Raw genomic sequence first — 7,909 nt, 5'->3', positions numbered from 1 at the left:
GGACACCGCCCCTGTCACCCGGGGCACCGCCCCGGCACCCCCGCCCGCCGCACCCGACCGCCCCTCCTGGTGGCAGGAGGGCGCCGACGACGGGCTCGCCCCGTCCACCGACACGGTGCTCGTCGACGGCGTGAGCGTCGGCGGCGGCAGCCGGGTACGGCTTCGCCCGCGACGCAACGCCGACGCCCAGGACATGTTCCTGGCCGGGCGGACCGCCGAGGTCGCGGCCGTCTTCCACGACGTGGACGACAGCGTGCACCTCGCCGTCACCCTCGACGACGATCCCGCGTCCGAACTGCACACCTGGTACGGACGCTTCCACTACTTCCGGCCCGACGAGCTCGAACCGCTCGAACCGAAGGAACCGCTCGAGTCCGCCCCGGAGTCCGCCCCGTCCGAAACCCCCCGCAGCAAAGGCCGATGACATGACGACGCACAGCAGCACCACCGAGGTCAGCGGCGAACCGAGTCGCGCCGAGGACCGGCAGGGCATCGAGGAGCTCCATATCCTCTGGATCTCCGAGGGCATGAGCTGCGACGGCGACACGGTCTCACTGACCGCCGCCGACCAGCCCTCCATCGAGGACCTCGTGCTCGGCCTCATCCCCGGCCTGCCGAAGGTGAACCTGGTCAACAAGGTGCTGTCACCGAGCCTCGGCGGCGAGGACTTCCTCGCCCCCTACCGGGCGGCGGCCCGGGGCGACCTGGCACCGTTCATCCTCGTGATCGAGGGTTCGATCCCCAACCAGAACATCATCAAGGGCGACGGCTACTGGACGTCCTTCGGCAATGACCCGGAGACCGGTGAGCCGCAGACCCTGAACTGGTGGATCGACCAACTCGCCCCGAAGGCATGGGCGGTGGTCGCCGCCGGCACCTGCGCCACCTTCGGCGGCATCCACGCGATGGCCGGCAACCCGACCGGCTGCATGGGCCTCGCGGACTACCTCGGCTGGGACTACCGCTCGCAGGGCGGACTGCCGGTGGTGAACGTGCCCGGCTGTCCGATCCAGCCCGAGAACTTCATGGAGACCCTGGTCTGGGTCCTCTATCACGCGGCCGGTTCCGCGCCCCCGCCGCCGCTGGACCACATGCTGCGTCCGCAGTGGCTCTTCGGCAAGACCGTCCACGAGGGCTGCGATCGCGGCTCGTACTACGAGCAGGCGAGCTTCGCGAAGGACTACAACTCGCCCAAGTGCCTGGTCAAGACCGGCTGTTGGGGCCCCGTCGTCAACTGCAACGTGCCCAAGCGGGGCTGGATGGCCGGCATCGGCGGCTGCCCCAACGTCGGCGGCATCTGCATCGGCTGCACCATGCCCGGCTTCCCGGACGCCTTCATGCCGTTCATGGACGAGCCGCCCGGCGGCACCCTGTCGTCGCTCGCCATCAAGCCGTACGGGGCCGTCATCCGCCGCCTGCGCGGCATGACGAACGAACTGGTCAACCACGAGCCCAGGTGGCGCCACAACAAGCGCAAGCTGACCAGCGGCTACGACCCGCACTGGCGCCCCTGACGCCGCGCGCCGAGCCACGCCCGCCCACCCCACCCCACCCCACTCCCACCTCACCCACGAAACACCTACAGCGAGGGGCAGTACCGCAGATGACGACCACCGAGGCCCGGCCCACGGAGCGCAAACCACCACAGCTCGTGGACATGTCCTGGGATCCGATCACCCGGATCATCGGCAACCTGGGCATCTACACGAAGATCGACTTCGCCAACCGGGAAGTCGTGGAGTGCCACAGCACCTCGTCGCTGTTCCGCGGCTACTCGGTGTTCATGAAGGGCAAGGACCCGCGCGACGCCGGGTTCATCACCTCCCGCATCTGCGGGATCTGCGGCGACAACCACACCACCTGCTCCGACTACGCCCAGCAGATGGCGTACGGGGTCAAGCCGCCGCTGCTCGCCGAGCACATCGTCAACCTCGGCGAAGCGGCCGAGTACATGTTCGACCACACGATCTTCCAGGACAACCTGGTCTTCGTGGACTTCTGCGAGGCGATGGTCAAGGCCACCAACCCCGGTGTGCTGGCCCGCGCCGAACGCACCGAGGCACCCCGCGGCGAGATCCACGGCTACCGGACGATCGCCGACATCATGCGGGCCTTCAACCCCTTCGAGGGCGAGATCTACAAGGAGGCCCTGAAGGTCAGCCGGGTCACCCGGGAGATGTTCTGCCTGATGGAGGGCCGGCACGTCCACCCCTCCACGCTGTACCCGGGCGGCGTGGGCACGATGCCGCAGCCCACCGCGTTCACCGACTACCTCAGCCGGCTCATGCGGATCATCGACTTCATCAAGAAGGCCGTCGCCCTCAACGACGACGTCTTCGACTTCTTCTACGAGGCCCTGCCCGGCTACGAGGAGGTCGGCCGCCGGCGCGTCCTGCTGGGCTGCTGGGGCGCCTTCCAGGACCCCAAGGTCGTCGACTACCGCTACGAGTCGATGAACACCTGGGGCAAGGCGATGTACGTCACCCCGGGCATCGTGGTCGACGGCGAACTGGTCACCAACAACCTCGTCGACATCAACCTCGGCCTGCGCATCATGCTGGGCAGCTCGTTCTACGAGGACTGGGTGAACGAGGACCCCTTCGTCACCCACGACCCGCTCGGCAACCCCGTCGACATGCGGCACCCGTGGAACCAGACGACCGTCCCGGTCCCGCAGAAGCGGAACTTCGACGACAAGTACAGCTGGGTGATGAGCCCGCGCTGGCTCGACCCGCGCACCGGCGACCACCTCGCCCTGGACACCGGCGGCGGCCCGCTGGCCCGGCTGTGGACCACCGCGCTCAGCGGCATCGTCGACACCCCGTACGTCAAGGCCACCGGCAACAGCGTCCGCATCTCGCTGCCCAAGGGCGAGAGCCTGCCGGAGACCACCCTGGAATGGCGCATCCCGCAGTGGAGCAACACCATCGAACGGGACCGCGCCCGCCCCTACTTCGTCGCCTACGCCGCCGCCATGTCCCTCCAGTTCCTGGAGGAGGCCATGGGCCTGGTCCGCGCCGGCGAAACCAAGGTCTTCGAGAACTACGAGGTGCCCGACGAGGCGATCGGCTGCGGCTTCCACGAGGCCGTGCGCGGCGTCCTCTCCCACCACCTGGTGATCAAGGACAAGAAGATCGCCAACTACCACCCGTACCCGCCCACCCCGTGGAACGCCAGCCCCCGCGACATGTACGGCACCCCAGGCCCGTACGAGGACGCCGTCCAGGGACAGCCGATCTTCGAGGAGAACGGCCCCGACGACTTCAAGGGCGTCGACATCATGCGCACCGTCCGCAGCTTCGACCCCTGTCTGCCCTGCGGTGTCCACATGTACGTCGGCAAGGGCAAGACACTCACCACGCTGCACTCGCCGACCTACGGGGCCAACCATGGCTGAGCCCGGCGCGGCCCGGCTGGCCGACCCGGACGTGGAGGCCCGGCTCGCCCGGCTCGACGACGTACTGGAGAGCCTGCAGTCCACCCCCGGCCCCACCACCCGCCCCGCGACCGAGGCGGTACGGCTGCTCACCGAGGTCTACGGCGAGGCGCTCGCCCGCGTCCTCGACCTCGCGGACGAACAGCTCGCCGCACGCCTGGCCGACGACGAGCTGCTCGGCCATCTGCTGGTCCTGCACGACATCCACCCCGAGCCCGCCGAGCGGCGGGCGGCCCGCGCGGTCGAGCGGCTGCGCCCCGCCGTACGCGAACGTGGCGGCGACGTGGAGTGGGCGGGCGTCGAGGGCCAGGTGGCCCGGGTGCGGCTGAGCGCGGGCGGCGGCTGCGGCTCGGGCTGCGGCACCGGGGCGGTCGAGGTCACCGACGCCGTCCGGGAGGCGGTGCTGGCCGCCGCTCCGGAACTCACGGCCGTCGAACCCCTGCCGGCCGCCTCCGACCGGCGGCAGGCACCGGCGTTCGTCCCGTTGACCACGCTCACGCACCGGGGCGCACCATGACCACGGACGGCGCGCTGGCCCGCCTCATCCGTTCCGCCGCCGACCCCGCGCCGGCGGCGGACACGGAGGTGTGCGACCTGTGCGCCGCGCCGGTCCCCGAAGAGCACCCCCATCTGTACGACACCGGTCAGGAGGAGGTGCGCTGCGTCTGCGGCCCCTGCTCGGTGCTGTTCGACCGGGGCGGGGCGGGCGACGGCCAGTACCGGCTCGTGCCCCGGCGCCGGGTGCGCCTGCCGAAGGTCGACACGGCCGTCCTGGGCGTGCCCGTCGGCCTGGTCTTCTTCGTGCCCCGGACGGACGGCACGGTCACCGCTCAGGGGCCGAGCCCGGCGGGCGCCATGCGGTGGGAGGTGGACGCGACGGCCTGGCAGCGGCTGGCCGGGACGTGTCCGCAGCTCGCCACCGTGGAACCCGAGGTGGAGGCACTGCTGGTGAACACCGTCCACGGACTCGACCACCACTGGATCGTCCCGGTCGACGACTGCTACCGCATGGTCGCCGTCGTACGCCGGGAATGGCGCGGCCTGTCCGGCGGCGGCCAGGTCTGGCCGGCCGTCGAACAGTTCTTCGCGGAGCTCACCGAGCGGCCGTGAGCGTGTCCTCCGCCCGGCGGAGGACAGGAAGGAGATCACTCATGGGCACCATCAGAGTCGGCAAGGCGCAGGCCAGGCCCGACACCTCCAGCCATGTGTCCGGGATGCACCAGGGCAACCATGGCCGGTACAAGGATCAGACCGGTCACCACGCGGACGGCACCTCGGACGCCCGCCGTTCCACCGGGATCCACTGGAAGCGGCACGACGCCCTCGTGGAGTCCATGCCGAACATCTCGCCGGGATGAAAGACAGCTGGGAGTCGCCGCGATGAACGTCCAACTAGCACGAACCTCCGCGACCGCGAGCCGCGGAGCCGGAATGAACGGACAGCGGGTGCTGAAGGCACAGGCTGCCCTGATGGGTGCCGCCGCGCTCGCGCTGCTGGTCTGGGAACTGCCCAGCATCAGGCGCGAGATGCGGATCTGGCGGATGGCCGGCGGCTTCCGCGCCGGCCACCGCTACCCGTGAGCCGGCCGTGCACGAACTGTCGATCGCGACCGCGATCATCGAACGGGCCGGCGAGCTGGCCCGCGCCGACGGGACGGGCACCGTGTCCGCGGTGACCGTCCGCGTCGGCGAACTGGCCGGGGTCGTCCCCGACGCCCTGGACTTCGCCTTCGAGGTGGCCCGCGACGGCACCGCTCTCGCCGCCGCCCGCCTCGTGGTCGAGCAGGTGACCGCACGGGCCTGGTGCGAGCCGTGCGCCGAGGAGTTCGCGGTGGGCATGCCGCCGTTCTTCTGGTGCCCGCGCTGCGACCGTCCCTCCACCGAGCTGCGCAGCGGCCGGGAACTGGAGATCACCGGGGTCGAACCGGCCGCCGTCTGACGCGACGAGGCCCCGCCGGCGCACGCACCGGCGGGGCCTTCGTCCGCCCGTCAGCAGATACGCGGCAGCTGCTCGCCGAGCGGCAGATCCACCACCCTGGTGCCGCCGAGGCCGGTGGCGACCACGACCATGCCGGGATGGTCGGCGACACACTCGCCGATCAACGTGGCCCCGGAGCCCTGCGGATGGGCACGCATCGCCGCGAGCACCTCCTCGGCGGCCGACGGCGGCACGAAGGCGACCAGCCGCCCCTCGTTGGCCACATAGAGCGGGTCGAGCCCCAGGAATCCACACGCGCCTGCAACCGCGTCCGGCACCGGGACGGCCCGCTCCCGGAGCCGCACGCCGGTCCCGGAGGCACGGGCGATCTCGTTGAGCGACGCCGCCAGGCCGCCCCGGGTGGGGTCCCGCAGCACATGGATGTCCGGCGTGACGGCCAGCATCGCCGCCACCAGATCCGCCAGCGGCGCCGTGTCGCTGGCGACCTCCACCCCGAACTCCAGCCCCTCCCGGACGCTCATGATCGCCACCCCGTGCAGACCGATCGGCCCGCTGACGATCACGGCGTCCCCGGGCCGGGCCCGCTGGGGCCGGATGTCCACCCCGTCCGGCACGAGCCCCACCCCGGCGGTGGTGACGTACACACCGTCGCCGTGCCCGGACTCCACCACCTTGGTGTCACCCGTCGCGATGGTGACCCCGGCGGCCCCGGCCGCCGCGCCCATGGCACGCGCGATCCGGTCGACCACGGTCAGCGCCACGCCTTCCTCCAGCACGAAGGCGGCGGAGAGGTACGCGGGCCGGGCGCCGCTCATCGCCAGGTCGTTGACCGTGCCGTTGACCGCGAGGTCGCCGAGACAGCCACCGGGGAAGAACAGCGGCCTGACCACATAGGAGTCGGTGGAGAACGCCAGCCGGGCGCCCCCCAGTTCGAGGACGGCGGAGTCGGTGAGCGCGGCGAGCGTGCCGTTGCCGTAGGCGGGGGCGAAGACCTGCTCCATCAGCTCCGCCGACAGCGCCCCTCCGCCGCCGTGCCCCATCACCACGACCGGCTGGTCGCGCAGGGGAGCGGGGCAGGTCCAGCCGGCCGGGTCCACCACTTCGGCGAGTCGTTCAGCCAACGGGGTTCATCTCCTCGCGCGCGGCCCGGCCGGCCTGCGGCGTCGGGGCGCTCATCCGGCGGTACAGGTAGTAGGCCGCGCAGGCGCCCTCGCTGGAGACCATGGTGGCGCCGAGCGGCGTGCGCGGAGTGCAGGTGGTGCCGAACGCGGCACACTCGGTCGGCTTGATCAGCCCCTGGAGCACCTCACCGCTGCGGCACTCGGCGGGCTCCTCGGTACGGATGCCGCTGACGTCGAAACGGTGCTCGGCGTCGTACGCGCGGAAGGCGTCCGTCAGCCGCCAGCCGCTCCTGGGGATGGGCCCGATGCCACGCCAGTTGCGGTCGGTGACCTCGAAGACCTCCTCGATCATGCGCACCGCGGCCGGGTTGCCCTCCTCGCGCACGGCACGCGGGTAGGCGTTCTCCACCCGGTGCTCACCGCGCTCCAGCTGACGGACCGCCAGGCGGATGCCCTCCAGGATGTCCAGCGGCTCGAACCCGGTCACCACCATCGGCACCCCGAACCGCTCGGCGAGCTCCGGGTACTCGGCCGTGCCCATCACGCTGCACACGTGCCCGGCGGCCAGGAATCCCTGTACCCGGCAGCTGGGGGCGGTCATGATGGCCTCGACGGCCGGGGGCACCCGCACATGGGACACCAGCAGACTGAAGTTGGCCAGGCCCTCGCGGCGGGCCTGGTGCACGGCCATCGCGTTGGCGGGCGCGGTCGTCTCGAAGCCGATGGCGAAGAACACCACCTCGCGGTCCGGATTGCGGCGGGCCAGCTCCAGCGCGTCCAGCGGTGAGTAGACGACGCGGACGTCGCCGCCCTCGCCCTTGACCCGGAAGAGATCGCGGTCCGTGCCCGGCACCCGGAGCATGTCACCGAAGGAACAGAAGATCACCCCGGGGCGCCCGGCGATCTCCAGCGCCTTGTCGATGACCTCCAGCGGAGTGACACACACCGGGCAGCCCGGACCGTGGATCAACTCCACCTGCTCGGGCAGCAGTTGGTCGATGCCGTGCCGGATGATCGAGTGGGTCTGCCCGCCGCACACCTCCATCAGGGCCCACGGCCGGGTGGCGGTGGCGCGGATCTCGTCCAGCAGCCTGCGGGCCAGCTCGGGGTCGTTGAACTCGTCGATGTACTTCACGCCGTACCCGCCTCCTTCGCGGCCTGCTCCCAGGCGTCCCCGAACTCCTCCTCCAGCAGCCCCAGTTCCTCGAAGAGCTTCAGCGAGGCGAGCGCCGACTCCTCGTCCAGCCGCTGCAGCGCGAACCCGACGTGCACGATGACGTACTCACCCACCCGTACGTCGGGGACGTACTCCAGGCACGCCTGTTTCTGCACTCCGCCGAAGTCGATCAGCCCGGTGAGCGGGTCGGCGCCGTCCTCGATGGCCACGACCTTGCCGGGCACTGCCAAACACAT

The 7,909-nt window shown here is 71.1% G+C and carries 10 protein-coding genes and 1 pseudogene; 8 read left to right on the top strand and 3 right to left on the bottom strand.

Annotation, left to right across the window (positions count from 1 at the left end; translation table 11 throughout):
* The 8 genes and pseudogenes from ACHBTE_RS12695 to hypA all read left to right on the top strand — a co-directional run.
* Positions 1 to 424: pseudogene (locus ACHBTE_RS12695) on the top strand (hypothetical protein); the annotation flags it as partial.
* 1 nt (position 425) lies between these two features.
* The gene (locus ACHBTE_RS12690) at positions 426 to 1,514 is read left to right on the top strand and encodes a hydrogenase expression protein HypE (RefSeq protein ID WP_394723828.1); all 1,089 of its coding nucleotides are present in this window, start codon (positions 426 to 428) and stop codon (positions 1,512 to 1,514) included.
* Positions 1,515 to 1,603: 89 nt separating this feature from the next.
* Entirely contained in the window at positions 1,604 to 3,397 is a 1,794-nt protein-coding gene (locus ACHBTE_RS12685) for a nickel-dependent hydrogenase large subunit (RefSeq protein ID WP_394723827.1), read from the top strand.
* Positions 3,390 to 3,953, top strand: coding sequence for a NifU family protein (locus tag ACHBTE_RS12680; protein ID WP_394723826.1), 564 nt, complete (start codon positions 3,390 to 3,392; stop codon positions 3,951 to 3,953). Before ACHBTE_RS12685 ends, ACHBTE_RS12680 begins: the two co-directional genes overlap by 8 nt.
* The gene (locus ACHBTE_RS12675; RefSeq protein ID WP_394723825.1) at positions 3,950 to 4,546 is read left to right on the top strand and encodes a DUF5947 family protein; all 597 of its coding nucleotides are present in this window, start codon (positions 3,950 to 3,952) and stop codon (positions 4,544 to 4,546) included. Before ACHBTE_RS12680 ends, ACHBTE_RS12675 begins: the two co-directional genes overlap by 4 nt.
* Positions 4,547 to 4,587: 41 nt before the next feature.
* Positions 4,588 to 4,794: a hypothetical protein gene (locus ACHBTE_RS12670; protein WP_394723824.1), complete on the top strand. Its 207-nt coding sequence runs from the start codon at positions 4,588 to 4,590 to the stop codon at positions 4,792 to 4,794.
* Between the two features lie 73 nt (positions 4,795 to 4,867).
* A complete protein-coding gene (locus tag ACHBTE_RS12665; RefSeq protein WP_394723823.1) occupies positions 4,868 to 5,017 on the top strand; it encodes a hypothetical protein in 150 nt (49 codons plus the stop codon).
* Positions 5,018 to 5,024: 7 nt separating this feature from the next.
* A complete protein-coding gene (gene hypA, locus ACHBTE_RS12660; protein WP_394723822.1) occupies positions 5,025 to 5,375 on the top strand; it encodes a hydrogenase maturation nickel metallochaperone HypA in 351 nt (116 codons plus the stop codon).
* Between the two features lie 50 nt (positions 5,376 to 5,425).
* Here the strand turns inward: hypA and hypE are convergent, their stop codons facing one another.
* The 3 genes from hypE to ACHBTE_RS12645 are packed head-to-tail and all read right to left on the bottom strand — an operon-like array spanning position 5,426 to position 7,909.
* On the bottom strand, positions 5,426 to 6,496 hold the full coding sequence (gene hypE, locus ACHBTE_RS12655; RefSeq protein WP_394723821.1) for a hydrogenase expression/formation protein HypE: 1,071 nt from the start codon (positions 6,494 to 6,496) through the stop codon (positions 5,426 to 5,428).
* Positions 6,489 to 7,631 carry a hydrogenase formation protein HypD gene (gene hypD, locus ACHBTE_RS12650; RefSeq protein WP_394723820.1) on the bottom strand — a complete coding sequence of 381 codons (1,143 nt, stop codon included), beginning with the start codon at positions 7,629 to 7,631 and terminating at the stop codon, positions 6,489 to 6,491. Before hypD ends, hypE begins: the two co-directional genes overlap by 8 nt.
* On the bottom strand, positions 7,628 to 7,909 hold the full coding sequence (locus ACHBTE_RS12645; protein ID WP_003988167.1) for a HypC/HybG/HupF family hydrogenase formation chaperone: 282 nt from the start codon (positions 7,907 to 7,909) through the stop codon (positions 7,628 to 7,630). Before ACHBTE_RS12645 ends, hypD begins: the two co-directional genes overlap by 4 nt.

The sequence above is a fragment of the Streptomyces sp. M41 genome (genome assembly GCF_043673425.1).
Classification (GTDB): domain Bacteria; phylum Actinomycetota; class Actinomycetes; order Streptomycetales; family Streptomycetaceae; genus Streptomyces.
This window is presented reverse-complemented; position numbering and strand designations above follow the sequence as displayed.